The sequence below is a fragment of the Pseudomonas sp. LBUM1651 genome, assembly GCF_059716135.1.
Map to the genome: position 1 here is coordinate 2,865,136 of NZ_CP166805.1, position 21,068 is coordinate 2,886,203.

The 21,068-nt window shown below is 57.4% G+C and carries 11 protein-coding genes and 4 pseudogenes; 5 read left to right on the forward strand and 10 right to left on the reverse strand.

The genetic code is table 11. From position 1 onward, the window contains the following. Nucleotides 1-20 precede the first annotated feature (20 nt). The gene (locus tag ACA066_RS13325) at nucleotides 21-1,379 is read right to left on the reverse strand and encodes a glutamine synthetase family protein (protein ID WP_497699604.1); all 1,359 of its coding nucleotides are present in this window, start codon (nucleotides 1,377-1,379) and stop codon (nucleotides 21-23) included. A 161-nt stretch (nucleotides 1,380-1,540) separates the two neighbouring features. Between ACA066_RS13325 and ACA066_RS13330 the strand changes: the two genes are divergently transcribed. Then, nucleotides 1,541-2,449, forward strand: a complete 909-nt coding sequence (locus tag ACA066_RS13330) for a helix-turn-helix domain-containing protein (protein ID WP_497699605.1) — start codon at nucleotides 1,541-1,543, stop codon at nucleotides 2,447-2,449. A gap of 64 nt (nucleotides 2,450-2,513) precedes the next feature. Then, entirely contained in the window at nucleotides 2,514-2,969 is a 456-nt protein-coding gene (locus ACA066_RS13335) for a hypothetical protein (protein WP_497396696.1), read from the forward strand. Here ACA066_RS13335 and ACA066_RS13340 read toward each other — a convergent pair. Genes ACA066_RS13340 through ACA066_RS13350 form a run of 3 tightly spaced genes read right to left on the reverse strand, consistent with a single transcriptional unit; the run spans nucleotide 2,954 to nucleotide 6,613 of the window. Continuing rightward, on the reverse strand, nucleotides 2,954-3,979 hold the full coding sequence (locus tag ACA066_RS13340) for a DUF2955 domain-containing protein (protein WP_497699606.1): 1,026 nt from the start codon (nucleotides 3,977-3,979) through the stop codon (nucleotides 2,954-2,956). The two genes, ACA066_RS13335 and ACA066_RS13340, sit on opposite strands and share 16 nt — an antisense overlap. Beyond that, a complete protein-coding gene (locus tag ACA066_RS13345; protein ID WP_497699607.1) occupies nucleotides 3,969-5,093 on the reverse strand; it encodes an HlyD family secretion protein in 1,125 nt (374 codons plus the stop codon). The genes ACA066_RS13340 and ACA066_RS13345 overlap by 11 nt, the downstream gene beginning before the upstream one ends. Next, the gene (locus ACA066_RS13350) at nucleotides 5,090-6,613 is read right to left on the reverse strand and encodes an efflux transporter outer membrane subunit (RefSeq protein WP_497699608.1); all 1,524 of its coding nucleotides are present in this window, start codon (nucleotides 6,611-6,613) and stop codon (nucleotides 5,090-5,092) included. Before ACA066_RS13350 ends, ACA066_RS13345 begins: the two co-directional genes overlap by 4 nt. Nucleotides 6,614-6,731: 118 nt before the next feature. Here ACA066_RS13350 and ACA066_RS13355 point away from each other — a divergent pair, with 118 nt between their 5' ends. Then, a complete protein-coding gene (locus ACA066_RS13355) occupies nucleotides 6,732-7,238 on the forward strand; it encodes a transporter suffix domain-containing protein (protein ID WP_497699609.1) in 507 nt (168 codons plus the stop codon). Nucleotides 7,239-7,312: 74 nt separating this feature from the next. Continuing rightward, nucleotides 7,313-7,783: pseudogene (locus ACA066_RS13360) on the forward strand (DNA-binding protein); the annotation flags it as partial. On the opposite strand, the gene ACA066_RS13365 reads toward ACA066_RS13360, so the two are convergent. Beyond that, complete coding sequence (locus tag ACA066_RS13365) at nucleotides 7,773-8,705, reverse strand: GGDEF domain-containing protein (protein ID WP_497699610.1); 933 nt, start codon at nucleotides 8,703-8,705, stop codon at nucleotides 7,773-7,775. The pseudogene ACA066_RS13360 and the gene ACA066_RS13365 overlap by 11 nt on opposite strands. A gap of 309 nt (nucleotides 8,706-9,014) precedes the next feature. Here ACA066_RS13365 and ACA066_RS13370 point away from each other — a divergent pair. Next, a pseudogene (locus ACA066_RS13370) lies at nucleotides 9,015-9,155 on the forward strand (aldo/keto reductase); the annotation flags it as partial. A gap of 369 nt (nucleotides 9,156-9,524) precedes the next feature. Here the strand turns inward: ACA066_RS13370 and ACA066_RS13375 are convergent. The 5 genes and pseudogenes from ACA066_RS13375 to ACA066_RS13395 form a co-directional block, all read right to left on the reverse strand. Then, a pseudogene (locus ACA066_RS13375) lies at nucleotides 9,525-10,211 on the reverse strand (HlyD family secretion protein); the annotation flags it as partial. 317 nt (nucleotides 10,212-10,528) lie between these two features. Beyond that, nucleotides 10,529-10,795 (reverse strand): annotated as a pseudogene (locus tag ACA066_RS13380) (cyclic nucleotide-binding domain-containing protein); the annotation flags it as partial. A 74-nt stretch (nucleotides 10,796-10,869) separates the two neighbouring features. Further along, a complete protein-coding gene (locus ACA066_RS13385; RefSeq protein ID WP_497699611.1) occupies nucleotides 10,870-19,509 on the reverse strand; it encodes a glycoside hydrolase family 94 protein in 8,640 nt (2,879 codons plus the stop codon). Then, the gene (locus ACA066_RS13390; protein ID WP_497699612.1) at nucleotides 19,506-20,534 is read right to left on the reverse strand and encodes an RAD55 family ATPase; all 1,029 of its coding nucleotides are present in this window, start codon (nucleotides 20,532-20,534) and stop codon (nucleotides 19,506-19,508) included. The genes ACA066_RS13385 and ACA066_RS13390 overlap by 4 nt, the downstream gene beginning before the upstream one ends. After that, nucleotides 20,531-20,926 (reverse strand): hypothetical protein, encoded by a 396-nt coding sequence (locus ACA066_RS13395; protein ID WP_497699613.1) that lies wholly within the window; start codon nucleotides 20,924-20,926, stop codon nucleotides 20,531-20,533. Before ACA066_RS13395 ends, ACA066_RS13390 begins: the two co-directional genes overlap by 4 nt. Nucleotides 20,927-21,068: the final 142 nt, after the last annotated feature.

Below are 21,068 nucleotides of genomic sequence, written 5' to 3' on the forward strand. Positions count from 1 at the left end.
TGTGTGATCTCGTGTAGTTTTCAGACACTCAGCAACAAAAACTCCCGCTCCCAGGAGCTGATCACCCGCTTGAAGTTCTCGTGTTCCGCTCGCTTGACCGCGACATAACCGCGGACAAACTTGTCACCCAGATAACGGCCGATGGTTTCGCATTCTTCCATCTGCGTCAGCGCGTCTTCGATGGTGATCGGCAAACGCAGGTTGCGTCGCTCATAGGCCCGGCCCTGCACCGCAGCGCTCGGCTCGATGCGCTCGACCATGCCGAGGTAGCCGCACAACAGGCTGGCAGCGATGGCCAGATACGGGTTGGCATCCGCGCCCGGCAAGCGGTTTTCCACGCGCATCGACTCGGGGCTGGAGGTCGGCACACGCAGGCCCACGGTGCGGTTTTCCTCGCCCCATTCGACGTTCACCGGTGCGGAGGTGTCGGGCAGGAAGCGGCGGAAGGAGTTCACGTTGGGCGCGAACATCGGCAGCACTTTGGGGATGTATTTCTGCAGGCCGCCAATGTAGTGCAGGAACAGCTGGCTCATTTGCCCGTCGGCATTGGCGAAGATCGGCTTGCCGGTGGCGATGTCCACCACACTCTGGTGGATGTGCATGGCGCTGCCCGGCTCGTCGCCAATCGGCTTGGCCATGAACGTCGCCGCGACGTTGTGCTTGAGCGCTGCTTCTCGCAGGGTGCGTTTGAACACGGTGATCTGGTCGGCCAGGTCCAGCGCGTCGCCGTGACGGAAGTTGATTTCCATCTGCGCCGGGCCGTCTTCGTGGATCAGCGTGTCGAGGTCCAGGCCCTGCAACTCGCACCAGTCGTAGACGTCTTCAAACAGCGGGTCGAATTCGTTGGCAGCGTCGATGGAAAACGACTGGCGACCACTTTCCGCCCGGCCCGACCGACCCATCGGCGCCTTGAGCGGCAAGTCCGGGTCTTCGCAACGCTGGGTCAGATAAAACTCCATTTCCGGCGCGACAATCGGCTTCCAGCCTTTGTCGGTGTACAGCTGCAGGACTTTCTTCAGCACGTTGCGCGGCGACAGTTCGATCGGGTTGCCGAATTTGTCGAAGGTGTCGTGGATCACGATCGCGGTAGGCTCGATGGCCCATGGGATCACGTAGACAGCGTCGGAAACCGGCTTGCACACCATGTCGATGTCGGCCGGGTCGAGCAGGTCGTAGTAGATGTCGTCGTCGACAAAGTCCCCGGTTACCGTTTGCAAAAGCACACTTTCCGGCAGGCGCATGCCTCGCTCATGCAGGAACTTATTGGTAGGTGCAATCTTGCCGCGTGCAATGCCGGTCAGGTCGCTGACGACACACTCGACTTCGGTAATCTTGTGATCTTTCAGCCACGTGAGCAGCTGATCGAAAGGGACATTCATAAAGACCTCGTTATTGGTTTTATTAACGCCGGGGAGGGTGGTTTCATCCGCCACACACTTCCCCTGGGACGCGTTGACGACTATCTTGGGCGAGCCTTGACGTTCCATCTATCCACTTTCAGCAGCACCAAAACGCACCAAACGAGTGCGTAAGGTCACCCATGACAGCGTGCAATCCATTACAGGTCCAAGCGTTCAACACCGCCGATGTTGCCGAGCAAATCCGCGCCACACCCGGTTGGGTCCAGCATTACCAGCAGATGTCACCGGGGCATTTCGCCGGGCGGGTGCGTTACCTCGACCTGCAGGGCGTAGAGATTTACGAGGAACACATGAACACCCGGGTCGAGCAGAATTTCAGCGCGCCCGAGGGTTCGCTGGCGTTCTGTTTCGATCGCAGCGACAACGCGCTGTACGTGTTGAATGAAGAAAGCCGCAACATCTGGATCACGCCGGAGAACTATCAGGAAATCGCCGTGGTGTTCGGGCCGGCATTCGTTCAGCGCCACGGTCTGAATGTCGCCAGGCTCGAAGGGCTGTTCATGGCGCCGCTGAATTCGGAGCAGAACGCGCTGTTCAGTCGCTGGCTGAGCGGAACCCTGACCCGGTTGGCGCAGACCCTCGATCCGCCGAGCAAAGAGGCCTTGACCCAGCAGTTGCTGGAAGACTGTCTGTATATCCTCGACAACGCCTGTGTCTGTCTGGACCGCGGCGGTTTGCAGCGTCGCGCTGAAGAGCGGGCGGTGATGAAACGCATCGGCGAATGGGCGGCCGATTCCCCGGAAGAAACCCTGAATTTGCTGGAGCTGTCCCAGGTTGCCGGGGTTTCACTGCGTCAGTTGCAGCATGCGTTCAAGGCGTATACCGGCATGACGCCGACCCATTGGCTGCGCCTGCGCCGCCTCAACAGCGCCCACCGCGAACTGCTTGGTCGCTCGCCCATGGAAACCACGGTGGCCGAAGTGGCGATGCAGTGGTCGTTCTGGCATTTGGGGCGGTTTTCCAGCAGTTATCGCGCGCTGTTCAAAGAGCTGCCGAGTGAAACGCTGAAGCGTAGCCGTCAGTCATAAGTCGCAAGTGGGCGAGTGGGGGTGATCTACACTCTTGATGGCTGGGAAATACTCGGAGGTCATCATGAACAGGTTGTCTTCCCTTGGTTTGTGTGTCGCGTTGTCGATAGCCGCCACGCAGGCATGGGCCGAAACGGTGGTCCCGATGAAGGGCCAGACTTCGCAACAAACCCAACTGGACATCGACGCCTGCCACAACGTCGCCGCCAGTCAAAGTTCAACGACGCCGCCGCCGGCATCCGGTGGCCGCCTGAAAGGTGCGGCAGTCGGTGCCGCTGCCGGAGCGGCTGGTGCTCAGGTTCGCGGACGCCAGCACGATGAGTATTATGATCGTGTGGATGACGACGTGAAGCAGGATTATCGGCAGAACCGGGCCAAAGAGACGGCCGCCGCCGGTGCGATGGTGGGTGCATCGCGTCAACGCCAAGAGCGTCGGGCGCAGGAGAAAACCGCCGCTTCCACCAGTTCGACGGCCTACACCAGTTGCCTGCAAGGCAAGGGGTATCAGGTTAATCCCTGAACGCGTTTTGGCGGTCGCTGATCCAGCACATAAACCATCAGGCAGGCATACAACGTCACCAGGATGAACAGTCCCATGCGCACGGCAAACGCCGTGTAGACGTCTTTGCCCGCGAGACTGTCCTGCACCGACTGACCGAGCAGGATAATCATCGTGATCAGGCTGTTGAGCCAGAACCCCGGGCTTAACCGGGTCGGGCTCAGGGCGTACAACTTGCGCGCCAGGATCAGACCGAACAGCAACATCCACAGAAAAAACATCCATAGGTGCACAAACAGACTGAGGGCACACCAGAACAGCACGGCCAGCGCGCCGCCGAGCAGGGTCGAGCCGACCAGTTCGCGACCGGCGTTCCGGGCAGTGATGGAACTCTGCTGACCCAGGCCGACCGCCTTCAAAATAATCGGCAGATAACTTGCCGGATCGATCAGTGCCAGCAAAAACGCCGGCAGCACGATCAGGGTTGCACGCAGCGCAACCCGACTGACTTCTTCCGCCGGCAACAGCGGAGCGGCGGGTGGCGAGGGGGCGTTTGCCGGGTCGGGAAACAGCCAGTGGCTCACCGTCACCACCATCACCGCGAGGAGCAATCCTTTGACCAGCGCGCCGATAACCATCGCCGCGAGGTCGAACTCGGCGACACCGGCCGAGGGGATCATGGTCAGGCCGATCACCAGAAAGGTGACGATCAGGTTGTTGCCGCCGCGCAATCCAAAGCGAAAAACCAGAAACAGACTTACGCCGATCAGCAGCACGCCGCTGACCGGGTAATAACGCAGGAGCGGAATCCACAACAGGCCGATGCCGGTGGTCAACATCGCAACCACGGCTAGCCCCAGTCCAGCCTTGAACGGCAGCGGGCGATTGACGGTGGCGAGCAGCAACAGCGCAAGCACCGGCGCCATAAACGGAATCGGCAATCCCAAACCGAAACTCGCAGCGAGACACAACGCAGTGCCCGTGGCCAGACGCAGTGCGCGCTGAGTCCGGGGCGTGCGATTAGTAGGCATACGCCAGCCAACTCATCAGGCCAAGAAACAGACGGCCAAGCAGGTTCAACGGATTGCCTTGAGTAGGGAAGGCCATGACTTCAGCCTGGCCCCCGACGCGGATGGCGCGACTGTCACGCAGCTTCGCCATCGAGTCCTCGGAAAACTCGATGATCACCGGAAAACGCTGGGCCGGACGCAACCAGTCGCGGCTGTTCTGCACACTGGGCAACGTACCGGGTGCAGGCGTCTGACCGACACTGACGCCATAGCCGACACTGCGCACGCGCCCGTCGAACACTTCGCCCGGCAGTGCATCCAGGACAATCGCCACCGGCGTATCGAGCCTGACCAGGCCAAGATTGTTCTCGGTCATGTCGGCGCTGATCCATACGTCGTGAATGGCAATCAGGGTCATGACCGGACTGCCGACGGCGGCGAACTGCCCGGCGTCGGTGCGCAAGTCGGTGATCAAGCCTGCCGAGCGCGCGCGAATCTGCGTATTGGCCAGGTCCAGTTCGGCTTTCGACAACGCCGTGGCGGCACTGCGCAGCAGAGCGTTATCTTCCGCGCTGCCGCCTTCTTGCTCACGCGCACGCTGGACTTCGGCACGGGCGGCGGCGACCTGGCTGACGGCTTGTTCGCGGCTGGCGCGAGACACTTCGAGCAGGCGCACGGAAATGGTGCCGGGGTCATCGCGATACAGCCCCTCAAGGCGTTGATTATCCTGCCGTGCCTTGAGTTCGTTGGCCTGGGCAGCGCGCAAATTGGCTTGTGCCGAGGCAATGCCGGCGGTGCTGGCGCCGATTTGTCGGCGAGTCGATTCGAGGTCTGCGCGAGCACGGTCGACTGCGATTTGATACGGCTGGGGATCCACCTCGAACAGAACATCTCCGGCCTTGACGTCCTGGTTGTTGCGCACGTTGACGCGGATGACCCGGCCGGCGACTTCCGCGGCCACCGGAATCACAAAAGCACCCACCCGCGCCTGTTGCGTGTAAGGCGTGAACCGATCAGCCGTCAGATACCAGGCCAGGCTCAGGACGATCACCAGCAACACCCATTTGATGCCTTTTTTCGCGGGGTCAGCGGCTGGCTCGGGCGCTTTGGGGGAGGGCGGTGCGGCTTCACTCATAATCTTTTACCTTTTTTGGCTTGCGCAGCTGAAGGCTCATCCAGCAGATCGCCCCAGTCCGTGCGTTGCTCCATTTGCCGGCGGGTCGCCGCATCGATTCTCGGCAGCGGGCTGTACCAGCCACCGCCCAAGGCTTTGTACAGGGCGATCACATTGCTCACGGCATTGCTGCGGCTGACCAGGTAATTGTCCTGTTGCTCCAGCAAGGCGCGTTGCGCATCCAGCACCCGCTGGAAATCCGAATAACCTTCACGATATTGCGCGCTGGCCAGCACCAGCGAGCGCTTGGCGGCGACTTCGGCCTCGCGCAGGATTCGTTCGCGCTCCAGGGATTTGATCAATCCGCTGGCAGCGTCATCCGCTTCGCGCGCCGCCTGGCGAACCTTGTCGCGGTAGGCTTCGATCAACTGCTGCAACCGCGCATCCTGGACACGCACGTTGTTGCTGATCTGGCCATGGTCGAACAGGTTCCAGCGCAGACTGGGGCCGCCGATCAAGTCCAGGCTTCTGGACGTGCCGTTCAGCGTATCGGCCGACCAGACAATGCTGCCGAGCAAGGTCAACGACGGGTAGAAATCGGTTTCGGCCACGCCGATCAGCGCCGACTGCGAAGCGACATTCAGTTCGGCCGCGCGCACGTCGGGCCGACGCAGCAGCAGATTGGCCGGCACATCCTGCAGTACGGCGCGGTCTACCAGCGGGATCAACCCTTCATTCTCAAGCAACTGCGACAGCGCGCCGGGTGGCTGACCGATCAACACAGCCAGCGCATTGCGGGTACGCAGCACCTGATCTTCAAAGTTGGGGATGGTGCTCAAGGTGCCCAGGTATTGGGTTCTGGCCTGCTGCAAGTCGAGTTCGGCTTGCTGGCCGCTGTTGAACAGCTTTTCGGTGATCTCGAAATTACGCTGTTGCTGTTTGGCGTTTTCCCTGGCAACGCGCAAACGTGCTTCTGTGGTGCGCAACGAAAAGTAGGTGTCCGCCACTTGGGCGCGCAGCAGGACGAGCACGTCTTCATAGTTGGCCTGCGCAGCAAAGTAACCGGCATCGGCCGACTCGATGGCACGACTGAAGCGACCCCAGAAATCCAGCTCCCAGCCAATGTCGAAGCCAGCACTGTGTTGCCAGAAATGGCTGTCCTGCGGATTGACCCCGCCGGATTGCCTGCGGTTGAAATACAGACTGTCGACGCTGGCTTGCTGCAATTGCGGGTAACGTCCGCTTTGGGCGATTCCCAGTTGGGCTCGGGCCTCCATCACTCGCAGACCGGCGATCTTCAGATCCGAGTTGTAGGCATCCGCCTCGTCGATCAGACGATCGAGCACCGGATCGCCGAAGATTTGCCACCACTGGCGCAAATCAGGATTCAGGCTGCGCTGGCTGGATTGCTCAAGGGCAGGGGAGCTCCAGTGGTCAATCCACGCTTGCTTCGGTGACTGAAAATCCGGCCCCAGGTGCACGCAGCCACTCAGGCCGAGCACACACAGCAGGAGCAGTTGGCCAGATCGCGTCAGATGCATGCGTGTTTTCCAGTCCAGGAAGTTCACAGGAGCATAGACGCCCGGATGATTAACTGACTGCTAAGCTTTTCAAGCGTCATCACATTCAATACGACCCATCAAAGAAGGAACGACAGCCATGAATGCACCCCATACCGCTGGATGGCGCTTCAAACTGGGCATTGCGATCATTTGCCTGATGCTCGGCTCATGGCTGATGGTGCCCATATTGGCGGCAGCGGGTGTGCCGGGTTCCAGGATCGCGGCGCTGACAGGCGTCCTGTTCATCAGCAACAAGGTGCTGTTGATTATCGTCATCGCGGTTATGGGCAAGGCGGGGTTTCAACAGCTCAAAAGCAGTGTCTTTGGCTACGTGACTTCACTGGCACCGACAGTCGACACTGAAGTAGGGCCGTGGCGTCATCGGATCGGCGTCGTGATGTTTTGTCTGCCGTTGATTTCGGCATTTCTGGAGCCCTACGTTGACAGTATCTGGCCAGGACTCAGGCCGAATATCTGGCAACTGCAGCTGTTGGGCGACATGATGTTGATCGGCAGCTTTTTTGTACTGGGCGGAAATTTCTGGGAGAAAGTGCGTGCGTTGTTTATTCGTACAGCACGGGTGGTGAATACGAGTGCGGTGTGATGATTGATTAACTTAACTAAAGGGCTATTTAGTATAGCTATTTGCCATCATGGCATATGAAGCAACAAGTGCGGCGCAAACAGGCGGCGGAGGCCGTTGCTGGGCGTCAGGCGGTCGAGGCGCGCTTGGCCGACCTGGAATTGTTACTGCCCCAGCGCCAGCTGCAGCGTGAAAGTGGGCTGCACGAGCGCCGTGAAGTTCAGCAGCACAATCAGACGTTACAACAGGATCTGCAAGCGCTGCGGCTCAAGGCCGAGCAGGAACGCGTTGCGCAGGAGGCCTGCATACGTGGGGTCGAGGATCGTGCGCACCGCGAGGTCGACCACGCCCGCGAAGAGGGCAAAGCCATGACCGTCCCATTCAAGGCCGCCGGCCGGCAAGTCGAGCATTTGCATCGGCGACTGGAGTCAATCCAAACCGAGCTCAGCCAAACCCAGCAACGTGCCGCTGCGGAGCAGGCCCGTGCTGAAACGCTGGAGCAGCAACTGACTCAAAGCGGCCTTGAGGGAAGCACTATGATGCTGAACTCATTACCTAAAAACTAAAAGACTGATCTTTTCCTAGTTTTTTAGCTGTATAAAGTGCTTTATCAGCTTGTGCCAGTAGTACGTTAAGCGAGTCCAGTGGGCTAAACGAATGAACTGAAAAACCGATGCTTATGGTTAAATATCCAGTGCTAGAAGCTGAGTGCGGTATTCTCAAATCTCGCACTCGTTGGCAGAGTGTCTTGACATACAGCGCTGCTTGGTCTTTCGCCATGCCGTTGGATAGAATTACAAATTCTTCCCCGCCATACCTAGCTGCAAAATCAGAGCCTCGTTGGAAGGACTTGTTCAAACTCTCGGCGACACGTATTAATGCTTCATCGCCTTGTTGGTGTCCGTAAATGTCATTAAATGATTTGAAATGATCAATATCGATCATGGCAAGAGTCAAGGAGTCGCCATTGCGGCACGCAATTTTACATTGAATTTCGAGCTGCGCATCAAAAAAACGACGATTGTAAATGCCAGTGAGACCATCTTTTATTGAAAGTTGCTCGAAGTGTATTTTCATTTCTTCGAGAGACTGGTGTTCATCGCGCAGTTGCTGTTGTATTATAATTCTGGATGTTACATCCTTTTGAATTCCGATAAAGTTGGTTACAGCCCCTTTCTCATCGTGGATAGGCGATATGCTTAACTCGTTCCAAAACATAGTTCCGTCTTTACGGTAGTTTCGCAAGGTCACGAGGCAATACTCACCATTTTTTATAGCGCTGTGAACCATTTCCCGTTCGGGCTGTTCTCTGTCGTTATTCTGTAAGTATCGACAGTTAATGTTAGTGATTTCTTCGAATGAGTAGCCCGTCATGCGCTCAAAAGCGGGGTTTACAAAAATCAATGGATTATCTTCAATGCAGTTATCGGAGATGGTGATGCCGTCTCGTGAGTCCATAACCGCCTGTTTGAGTATTTCAATCTTCATTCAAAGCCCAGTTGTAGGATCGAAGAGTAATCACGGTCTGCAAGGGTTGCAGCATTGAAATGCCATAATGACAAATATCTATAACTCTATAAGTGTAGTCGCTCAAGAAATACAGTGTTGAAATTTTTTCTATGCTTTCGATAGGTGGCGAATGGTTACAAAAAAAGCCTGCAATGACGCCATACGCTGACTCAAGCCCGCCTTTACGGCACGCTTATTCCTCTTCAGGGAAAAGCCAAATGAAATGCCGCAAACTGGGTGCTTTGAAGGTTTCGGCACTCAGTGCCTGATATATGAGTATCAGCGCTAATTGCGGGCCTCCGCAGATATCAAGCAAGGCATCACAGCTCCGATAGTCGGCCAGAACACATTGAAAAGGTGATCGACGCATCACTCAAGCGGCTGAAAAACGACCAGATCGACCTCTACTATCAGCATCGCGTAGAACCGTGTATCCATCCGGTATATCGTCAAGGGCTCTCGCTCAAGTCATGGGAGCCATGACCATGCGGTTGGCCGACTCGGTGCCGGCCAGCATCTTCGGTATCCCAGAATTGCTTGAAGCGATCAGGGCGTGAATCAAGCCGCTTGATCGTCAGCAAATGGCTGTTTGAGTCGCTGACGCGGCCAAATAGGATCACGAGGGTCTTTGTTGCCGCCTAGAGCAATTCGCGCTTTCTACTGTTGGCTTCGCAGTCAACCCACGCAAATCCCGATTTAAATATGTGCAACATGTTTTTACACAGCCTGGGCCAAAAGCGGTCATAAGCCTACTTTTCACGATAATCACCGACGAGTAATGCAATCAACCCAAGGCCGCAGGTAGAGATTCATGTATTGGTCGTGGAGATCGATCAGCACGAACACTTGCCCACCAGCGCCGAGTACTTCGCCGGGTTCGGCCATGCGTAGCTGGATTGAACCATTGATGGGGGCGCGTAAACTGCCGTCGTCAATCTCACTTTGCAGGCTCGCGGCTTGCGCCACGGCCTCACCAATCCCGGCAATCAGGGCGAGTACTTGAGCTTGGGCTGACCGTACGGCCGCACTGCTGGTGTTGTATCGCGCTTTTTGCTGGTCGAAAAGTTGAGCGCTGTAGTAGCCACGTTCGAACACTAATCGTGCGCGTTTGAGCTCCTGTTCTGCCAGCCGTTGTTCACTCTGGCGAAGCTGAACATTGGCTTGAGCCACTGCAACGTTCTGACGAGCACCTGAAACGCCTGCCAGTGCTTGTTGCAGTTTCGCTTCAAGGGTCCGGGTGTCCATCACCGCCAGCAGTTGTCCGGTGATGACCTTGTCCCCCTCGTGCACCAGCACTTGTGCGAGGCGTCCAGCGTTCTTGCTGGCGATCTGAACTTCGGTGGCTTCCAGCCGACCATTGGCGGCGTAGAATTGCTCAGACAGTGACGGGTGACTCCAACGCCAAAAGCCGAACGCACTGCCGGCCAGCATCAGGACGAGGATCACCAATCCCGATGCGATGAGCTTACGGTGCTTCGTCGGCATTGCACTTCTCCCTATGAATACAGAAGCATGGGGGAGTGCGTAGCGGGCAATCTGATCTAGATCAAGGTGGAGCTGACGTGGCGGGGATTACGATACGCCGAGACGTTCAAGACCGTGCAAAGGACGTGAACTCACTCCAACCGCTCAATGACGGCCTCGATGTGCCAATAACCGATGCGCTCGTAATGGTCATACAATGTCGCCTCTCGCTCACGGTTTAACTGCTCAGACGACTCATAATGAGGCGACGTCCTGATCGTGGCGCGCTTAAGGTCTAAAGAAACGGTGTGATCCCGCCACGACACCTCGTCGATCCATTCAGGTGCAATCAACACGGCAATACCAACAAGACCTTCGTTGCCAACCACGGCAATTTCCGCCGAAGCACCGCTTTCCGTCACGTGCAGCAGAGAAACGATGGAGTCGGTTGGGAAGTACACGTGACGCAGGGTGTCTCCGGGTTCGTAAAGCACCTCACCCAGTTCCAGGACGACCCATTCCAGGTGCGGAGCGAGACGCTTGAGTTCCTGGCTGGCGAGCGCTGCAAGCAGGTGGTTTTGGGTGGGCTGCGGCGAGGCAGACATAATCAAGCTCCCGGACAGAGGACGGGTACGCCGACTCAGGGTACACCTGTGTCTCCAGGGCAGGGAATGAATGTCTAATCGTCAACTGCTTGCACATGTTTGAGCTCCAGCGGCCTTGGCAGGGGCTTACGGCAATCGACGAGAATCCGGTGCTCGACACGATCATCGATGAGCACCACCGCACCTCCTTCCAGGGGATGACCATCGAGTGTCATTGAAGTTGAGTCCGTGGTCCCCTGGCGCACTTCGAAATGGTACTCCGTCAGTCCGAATCGATAAGTCAGCGTAAAACCCGGCCAGTCCTCAGGGATCAATGGCTCTAGCCTGAGCGTGTTGCCGTTACGTTGCAGGCCGAGCAGAGATTCAACTCCCAGGCGATACATCCATCCTGCGGAGCCCGTGTACCACGTCCAGCCCCCGCGTCCGGCGTGGGGCGCAGTGCCATAAACATCGGCGGCCATCACATAGGGTTCGACTTTGTAGGTGTCAATCCTCGCACTATTGAGGGGGACGGCGGGATTGATCAGGTTCAGCAACTCCCAAGCCTTCACAGAGTCACCCAATTGAGCAAACGCCATCGCCGCCCACACCGCAGCGTGGGTGTATTGTCCACCGTTCTCGCGTACCCCTGGCACGTAGCCTTTGATATAGCCCGGGTCCTGTTCGCCTTTGTCGAACGGCGGATCGAGCAGCAGAATCGCGCGGATCTCGGGCTTGACCAGATACCGGTCCAGCGCCTGCATTGCCAGGCGCTGTCGTGTTGCCGAACCGACCCCGGACAGCACGGACCAGCTCTGGGCGATGGAATCAATGCGGCATTCATCGTTGATAGACGAACCCAGTGGCTGTCCGTCATCAAACCAGGCGCGGCGGTACCAAGCCCCGTCCCAGGCCGCTTTTTCCAGACTTTCGTGCAGCAGGACGGCATTTTCATCACAGCGTCGCGCAAAATCATCATCGCCGTACCGTCCAGCGATAAGGGCGAAGCGCTTGAGCACATGACATCCGAAGAACCCTAACCAGACACTTTCACCGCGGCCGAGATAGCCCACGCGATTCATGCCGTCGTTCCAGTCGCCGCTGCCGATCAACGGCAGTCCGTGCATACCCCGGCGCAGACTGTGTTCGATAGCTCGCATGCAATGCTGATAAAGCGGCTCGCGCAAATCCGACACGCCCGGCAGGTCGTAGTAGGACTCTTCACCGGTATTCAGTGCGCGCCCCTCCAGATACCCCGCGGGTTCGTCCAGCACAGACAGATCATCGGTAATTTCCACGTAACGGCTGGTGGCTGCCACCAGCCAAAGAAAATCGTCGGAGCAGGCTGTGCGCACGCCGCGATTCAGTGGCGGGTGCCACCAGTGCTGCACATCGCCCTCCTGATATTGATGACTTGCGCACAAAAGCAAATGCGTACGCACCGTTGCCGGATCTGCATGGATCATGGCCATGCTGTCTTGTAGCTGATCCCGGAACCCTATTGCTCCACCGGACTGGTAATAACCACTGCGGGCCAGGAAACGGCAGGCGATGACCTGATACATCAGCCAGCCGTTGACCATCACATCGAAACTCGCTGCCGGTGTCTGGACCTGGATCACCGACAGCAGCGAGCGCCAGTGCTCTCGAACTTTTTGCAACTCCGCGGCTGCGACCTGTGCCCCCCTGTAACGTTGCACGAGTTGGGTGGCCGCGGGAACGCTTTTTTCGGCGCCCATGCGCAGAACCACTTCCGTACTTTCACCGACCGCGAGCGCCACCGTTACCTGAATCGCGGCGCAAGGATCCAGACCTGCTCCGATGCGCCCCGACAGCCCGGCATGTTGCATTGCTGATGGCGATTCCAGGCTGCCGTTGCGGCCGATGAACTCGGTACGATCGCCGCTGATGCCGTGGTCACTTCCATCCGTATCAAAGAACGCCACGCGCTCGTTGAACTCGATCGAATAGGCATTACGGGCGAAAAAAGCACCACTCACAGGATCCGACTGGGTGACCACGTGCATCGCTGACTTGCTGCGCAGATCGCCCAGCACCCATTCCACGTAACCGGTCACCGTCAACTTTCGATTTCGACCGGACACGTTGCGTACAATCAACCGCGAGAATTTGATCGGGGCATCGGCCGCCACGAAAACCCATAGTTCGGTCTGGATACCATCTCCCTCATGTTCGAACACGCTGTAACCAAAGCCGTGGCGTGTTTGATAGCTGCCAGTACCCGGGCAGGGCTTTGGTGTAGCCGACCAGAAGTGCCCTGTTTCCTCATCGCGCAAGTAAATGACCTCGCCGCTGGGGTCGACTATCGGATCGTTGTGCCAAGGTGTAAGCCGGAACTCATGTGCGTTTTCCGCCCAGGTATAGGCACTACCGGTTTCAGACACGACGGTACCCAATTGTGCGTTGGCGATGACATTGACCCAAGGGGCTGGCGTGGGGCGGGTGGCCTTCGAGTTGATCACATATTCGCTGCCATCTTCGCTGAACCCGCCGTAGGCATTGCTGAGCGACAACGGCTGGGAGATTGGTTTGAGCGGCGTGGGCGTTGGCACGTATTGACGAGTCGCAACGAAGGGCGCGTACACCGGTGCCACGCGCCGACGGTGTACTTGCTCGACCAGGGAGCCGAGTCCTTCGCTGAGTACCAACCGCGCGACCGACAGGATCAACGTGCGATCCTCATTCGACATCTGTTGGGCTGTACGAACGAAAATCCCGCCGGAACGATCCACCAGCGTGGCTTCGCTGCCGGAAGTTACCAGGCCCATGATCGCGTCTTGCAGTTGTTGGCGGTAACCGGTCGGGTCTTCGTTCCAAACCAAAAGGTCCACCACCAGGCCTTTCTGGCGCCAATACGCGTGTGCCTGAATCATCTTCCGGACCAGTTCGATGTTATCCAGACTTTTTATCTTCAAAAGTACGATTGGTCGGTCGCCGGAAATGGACTGTCCCCATAACCCCTGTTGGTTGCGCCGATTATCAATCAGCACGGCACTGTCTGCGCGTAGTGCTGCGTTCGCGTAAAGCAGCGAAGAGGCCATTTGTTCAAATAGACGGGCGTCTGCGTGCGAAGCGTTAAGCTGGCGCAGGAGTACCTGGCTGTGGGTCCAGGACAAATCGAAAACCCGATCAGCCAGATGCCGGTCGCGGTATTTATTGATGAGAGATAGACAATGGTCGCGGCTGGTCGCCGCGCCGGTCACCAGATCGATAGTCGCTTGCTGTCCTGGTTGCAAGGTGACACGACAGCGGATTGCGACAATGGGATCAAGTACCGGCCCGGCGTTGCCCGAGAGTTGTTTGCACTCGGCATCCAGGGCGGCCGGCGACTCGAGTTTTCGCCCGCGGCCGATGAAACGGGCGCGGTCGGTTTCGTACGAAATGTCTTCAATATCGACATCATGGGCCGCCAGCAAATGGCACATCCACGGTGTAGGCTCATCGCTGGCCCGTGGGCGGCGACTGCAGACAATCGCCTGCAAAGGCAACAGCAACTCTGATTGCACGAACAGCTTGCTGAAGGCAGGGTGCATTGCGTCGGTGTCTGGTCCGGCCAGCACCACTTCTGCATAGGTAGTGATCTCCAGGCTTTTTGCCGATGACCCGCAATTAGTGATGTGCAATCGGCGGAGCTCGATGTTGTCTTCCGGCGAGACAACGATTTCCATGTGCGTATCGAAATCCAGTTCCCGAGTGCGGAACTCTGCACGCGCATCACTGAAAATAGCTTCGTGGCTTTCTGTCCGGCGCAGCGTGGGTTGGAATGCTGCCGACCAGAACACGCCGGTATCGATGTCTCTCAAGTAACAGAACGTGCCCCAGTTATCCTGGGTAATGTCCTCGTGCCAACGGGTCACCGCCATATCGTTGCGTCGGCTATAACCACCCCCTCCACTGCTCAGCATCACATGATAGTTACCGTTGGAGAGCAACTGAACGGCGGGGCGTTTAAGCCCGGGATGGGCGAATATCCGAAGGTCATTATCCTGGCTCTGACCGGCGTCAACCAAGGCGGACGACTGCGCTGCCTGCAGGTAAGGTGCTGCTGCTTTGGGCACCCGTTCCTGAAGCAGCAGCAGGGCAGACTGCAACGCGGGGTCAGACTCGAAACGCCTTTGCATCGGTTGGTCGAGCAACACGCTGGTCAGGGCCAGCAGGCTCATCCCCTGATGGTGTGCCATGAATGACTGCACCAGTGCGAAACGCTGACCCCGAGGCAAACGTGCTTCGGTGTAATCGATGGCTTCGTAAAGCCCATAGCGGCCTGCCGCTCCCTCCCGAGCCAGACGCTGCAGGTTCTTGCAGGCGGCCTCGGCGTCCACCATCAACGCCAGCGCACTGGCGTAAGGCGCTATGACGATGTCATCGCCGAGGCCGCGCTTGAGGCCGAGCGCCTGCACGCCAAAGGCGCGATATTGGTAGTTGAAATGGGCATCAAGGGTGTAGTAACCGGACTCCGACACTCCCCAAGGGAGACCAAGACGATGTCCTTGTTCGATTTGTACGGTCACGGCGGCACGGCAGCCTTGATCGAGCAGACTGCCGTCATAGTTGGGCATTACGAGCATGGGCATGAGGTACTCGAACATTGAGCCTGACCAAGACATCAAGGTGGGAACACCCTCGTGCTCCCCAATCAATCGACCCAACGTAAACCACGCCCGTTGCGGGATCTGGCCTTGTGCAATGACCACGAAGTTCGTCAGGCGCACTTCGGACGCCAGCAGATCGTAATAGCCGTTGTCCAGCCGGCGCTCTTCGGCGTTGTAGCCGATGACGAACAAATCGCGTTTGCCGTCATAGAGCAACGAGAAGTCCATTTGCGCGAGAGCGGCGGTCAGGTTGATCAGCCGGTCAAGGCTGCGGCTGGACTCGATTGCAGCAGCGCGTACCGTTTCAACGCGAACGTGATGCTCGACTGTCCAGTCCGCGCAGTTCAGATGTGCCAGGTGCCGTAGAGATTGCCTCGGCGGTTCGCGCCCGATGGCGGGCGCGGGTAACCGAAAGCGTTCCAGCGCTTCAATCCAGTCGCTGCATTGTTCGGTAAATGCGCTTTGCCAATAACTGCTGTCTCCCTCGGTCTCCGCCTGCGGCGTCGCCACAATGGTGCGGGCTGTCTGCAGCATGTCCAGCAGTGAGTCGGCGTCGAGATGTTCAGATGCTCTCTCGAGGAGTGAGTACAACTGACCCGGCTCGCCATACGCACGTTGATTTTCAACCAGGGTGTCGAAGGTATCGCGCAGGCCATCGACGATTGAAAGGCCAAAAAGTGGTGTGTCGGGGATTTGCGCAAGGCCCGCGCGCAAAGTGAGCAGCAGCCCGGCCAGGTTGCCGCTGTCAACGGTCGAAATGTAATGCGGCCTCAGCGGTTCCAGCGTCTGTGTGTCATACCAGTTGTAGAAATGCTGCTGGTGGCGCTCCAGCTTGTTCATGCTGTCCAGTGATGCCGATAACCGGCGCAACAGTCGCTCGGTACTCAGATAACCAAAGTCGTGAGCTGCCAGGTTTGCGAGCAATGCCATGCCCATATTTGTGGGCGAGGTGCGGTGGGCAATGGCCGGTTTCGGTTCTTCCTGAATATTGTCCGGTGGCAACCAGTTGTCCTGCGGGCCAACGAATTCATCGAAAAACGCCCATGTTCTGCGGGTCAGCACGCGCAGGAAACGCAGCGCCTCTATCGACGGTTTAAAAAGCGAGCGCTTGGGCGCTGCGCTAAAACGCCAGGCCATCCAGGGGCCGGCCAGCCATGACAGCAGGAGGGGGGTGGCAATGACCAGTCTGATGGGATCCGTTACTAGCACGGTTAGCGAGATCAGGGCGAACAGGGGACCGATCCACATCTCGCGATAGTGCCCGGTAAGCCGATTTGCCGAGCTGCGCTCTACCTCGCGGGAAGGTTTCCATTGCAAGAGCAAGCGTCTGCTGAAAATAATCCTCCAAAGCGAACGCGCAATCGCGCCAGCGCTGTAGTACATCTCAAACGGCAGCCAGGCAATGGTCGCGCCGACTTGGGCCAGGTCTTGCGCCAGCCCGCCAAAAAGCGCCGCAAGATACTGCCGGTAGGGCACGTTCAGCGGGGGTTGCAGAACGTCGGCGAACGTTCTGAGCAGCGGTTGCAAAACCAGCAATCCGATCACCGCCAGTGTCCAGGCCAAAGGTTCGCTACTGGCAAACCAGCCCCATGCCAACATCACCAGCAGCGCCAGTGGCTCCAGGCTGCGACGTAGATTGTCGAGAATCTTCCATCGCGCCATGACACCCAGACGGTTACGCGCCCATTCACCTCGCGCGTTGCGCGTCCACGGCAGAATCCACGGTATCAGCTGCCAGTCACCCCGGATCCAGCGATGTCGACGTTTGACGTCGGCGCTGTACCCTGAGGGATATTCTTCGTACAACTGCACATCGCTCAGCAGACCTGAACGGGCATAACAGCCCTCGATCAAATCGTGGCTGAGAATCTGGTTATCCGGCAGGCAGCCTTCCAGGGCGCAAGTAAAGGCATCAACGTCATAAATACCTTTTCCAATGAACGATCCCTGATGGAACAGATCCTGATAGATGTCCGATACAGCCCGGGTATAGGGGTCGACCCCACCCCCGGTGCCAAGCAGGCGTGAATAGATAGAACGCGGGGTGCTAGTCAGGCTTATGCCTACCCTTGGTTGCAAAACGGCATAGCCTGATATGATTTTTTCTTTTCGGGTATCGAATACCGGCCGATTCAACGGGTGCATCATGGCCGCCACACACTGGCGGGCGACATCTTGAGGCAACTGGGTGTCAGTATCGAGGGTCAGCACGTAACGCACCGTTTGCAGTGATCGCGTGTCGCCAACCACCGTCGTGAAACGACTAGCGCCTCGTCCGCGGAGCAACGCATTGAGGTCGTTCAGCTTGCCTCGTTTGCGCTCATATCCCATCCATACCTGTTCCCCTGGATTCCAGCACCGTGGTCGATGCAGGAGGAAAAAACGGTCGATCGAACCTTCGGCGTATTTGCGATTGAGCAGGCTGATCGCCTGTGAAGCGTGTGCGAGCAAGTCGGCGTCTTGCACCTGTACCTCTTCCGGTGCATCGAAGAAGTCAGTCAGCAATGCGAAAAACAGATTGCTGTCACGATTGGCCAGGAACCTCACCTCCAGCCCCTCGACTATATCTTCGACATCGGCACGGGAGGCAATGAGCGTTGGAATAGCTACAAGGGTGCGAGCTTCATCAGGAATTCCATTGGCGTAGTCCATCTTTGGCAACATCGTGGGCAACAGGCTGAACGTCACCAACCAATTGATCAGACTGAAAGCCAACTGACTGGTCATGATCAGGCAAGGCACAGCCAACACCAGCAATTCTGCGTAAGACAGACCCTCGCGACCAGCGGACGCAAGCATTGGCAGGGCGAAAATCACAGTGAGGGACCCTGCCGGAGCGAGGTAAAATATCAATGGCGAACGTTGAACAAGGCGCTTCCAGCGTTCGTGAAGCGGCACATGGGCATTGAGCCTATGCTCAAGAACGTCAATGCCCGCGCCAATCAGGAAATAGCCTACATGGCTGGCTAACAAGCTGTCGGACGCTAAGGCGTTCTGCTCTCCAGACAGTTTGACGACAATGTCTGCAACCTGGATTTCCGAGTGCTGGCTACGCCTGGCGAGCCGCTCGATCACGTGCCGATAGCTGTCGCGAGTGTCGAAGTCCATGAATGGATAAACAGCCGCCGGATCATTTTTCAACGTCTGTTCAACCAGACTCATCGACTCGACGAATTCGCGCCAGTTGGTGGCAGACAACAGCCGCAGGCTTGCAATGCTGTTGCTGATTGAAACCTGATCGGCAGACTGTTGCCGAGTATCGAGCTGCACTTGGCGCTCAATGCTCGAGCCGGTTTCAACGAGTGTTTGCTCGATCCAGTTTAGCGGCAGCGCTAACGCAGCGCTTTGGCCCTGCAGGCGGCGGGCGAACTCGGCTACGAAGGCGGCCGTCAGAGGCGGCGCCGAATGAGCCATATCAGCGACGGTCAGTACCACACTTTTCACGTCGCGTTCGGATATCTCAATCAGTCGCTCGGCCCAGTCATCGGCCAGATTTCCGTCGTCCCAGTTAGCCATGACGCGTGACGCGACCCTACGCAGGTTTTCGATCAAGGCCAGACGCAGCATGATAGGTACTGCCCAGAGCTCGCCAAGAGAAAGTGGCATCACCGTTTGATAGGCAACTATAAAACGTCTGAGGCTGTGTTCGTCGAACCGACCGTCACCATGAGAGATAGTCTCCAGTGCAATGTCATAAACCCTGGGCAAGCCGGTCGACGGGCCATTGATCAGGCGCGGCAACTCTCGGCTATAGCCTTTGGGCAGGTGCGTCCTGGCAGTACGAATGTGATCTTCAATGAGGAAATAATTATCCAGAAGCCACTCGGCGGCCGGAGTGATGCGTCGACCGGACGGCGATGCCTGTATCAGCGCAGTGCAGCCACTGTTGAGAAGGACTTCGTTGTCATCCAGCCTGCCTAGCAGAGAGTCTCGCATGTACAACGCGCTGAGCTGATGCTGTCCGGCCAGAGCAATACCGTGACTGGCCATCTGATCTGCGTTGAACAGCTCGGAGCGAAGAATCTGCTCATGAGCGAACTTGATTGGGGGGAATTTGCCGCTTCGGCAGAAAGCAGTCAGCCGAGAAAATAGCCGGTTGGCGCGTGTCCATATGCTTGTCATAGGTGCCCTGATCTGACACGCACGCTTGTAATCTCGCCATCATTAGCGGTGTGCCGGCACCGGTCCGTGCCTTGGTGAAGGAAGCTTGGATCACTGACACCGACGTGGTTCAAGGCACTCACCAGGCACGACAGTGATTCACGAAAGTCTTCCCGAAAAGTCGGCGCCAACGCCAGTTCAAAACCCGAGAGCGAGTCGATGACCACGCGTGTGGCGCCGAGCCGTTTTACTTCATGAAGCAACAGATGAACAATCTCGTCGATGGACAAGTCCGATGCGCGGCGTGAGCGTGTCGCTGATTGGGCTGCAAGTGGTTTAACACTGTGTTGCACGGGGGCGAACTCGGTAACGCCTGTTTGATTGATGCGAAACGTATGCAGCCCAGGCAAGGTCGATTGCCCACGCATTTTCATGATCTGCATTTGCCGCACCATCGAATTACGCTGCACGCTCTGGCCCATCCAGATCAAGCCATCGACCACGGTGAAGATCGGATTACTCTCGGTCTGGAAAAAGTACTCGCCGATCAAAAATGTTGTCGCCTGCCAACTGGTCATCATCACCCCCAATTGCTGTACAAACTGTGGCAGGTTGTTGTTGGGATTGGATTGGGGCTGGCTGGCGAGCACCACTGAACGGAACGAATCAACAAACACTAACCCGGAGCTATGGATTTCCACTTCACTGACGATGCGCCGTAACACCGCGTCAAGGTCACCTGCCAGCGTGTCCATGGAGAGGTTGATGTAGCGCACTGAGTGGTTGATCGCCTGGTTTTGGAAAAATTCAAATTGCTGCTGGTAGCGCAACATCTTCAAAGGCGGCTCACCCAGTACCGTGAAATACAGCGCAGGGCGCTCGGGGGTGGCCAAGGCAAACATCATCTGGTGGGAAAGGGTTGTCTTGCCGCTGCCTGACAGTCCGGCGATCAGGTTGAATGAGAACTCCGGCAGGCCGCCCCCCAGAACTTCATTGAACCCCGGCACACCGGTGGACAGACGATTGATATGTACGCTGGTGCTCATTTCTCGCTGCTCAGATGATTGTTTCGGTCCATAGAACTAGCCGTGCAACCGCCCACAAGTTGCTCAGTGAGTGAGGGGCCGATCAGGGAAGCCAACAATGTGTAGAAAGTGCAGATCAGCGCATCACCTAATTGACGAGCATCGGCGCGGCTTTGCTTAGCCAACAAGGCTCTGAGGGACGAAGTGTTCATGACCAAAAAAGGATGAATCGCTGCACACAAGTGCAGACTGCGCCGGTAAAGCGCAGTCACTGCCAGCGGTCCGAGGATCGGTGTAAGCACTGCACGTATTTCTTGCAATGTCAGTACAACCGCCTCGGCCACTTGGCCGGCGCTGTCATTCTCCAGTGCGTACAGCATCGGCGTGCAGCGTCTTTGTTCATCACTTGGCATGAGCATCATTACTCATCAGCACGATAGGAGCTGGAAACGGTTACCGCCTTCGCGGGCGAAAAACCGGGGAGGACCCAGCCAGGGACAATGTCTTTTACTGGTTCATCATTTGCCTGTCGGCGCACATGAAACAGGTGGTCAT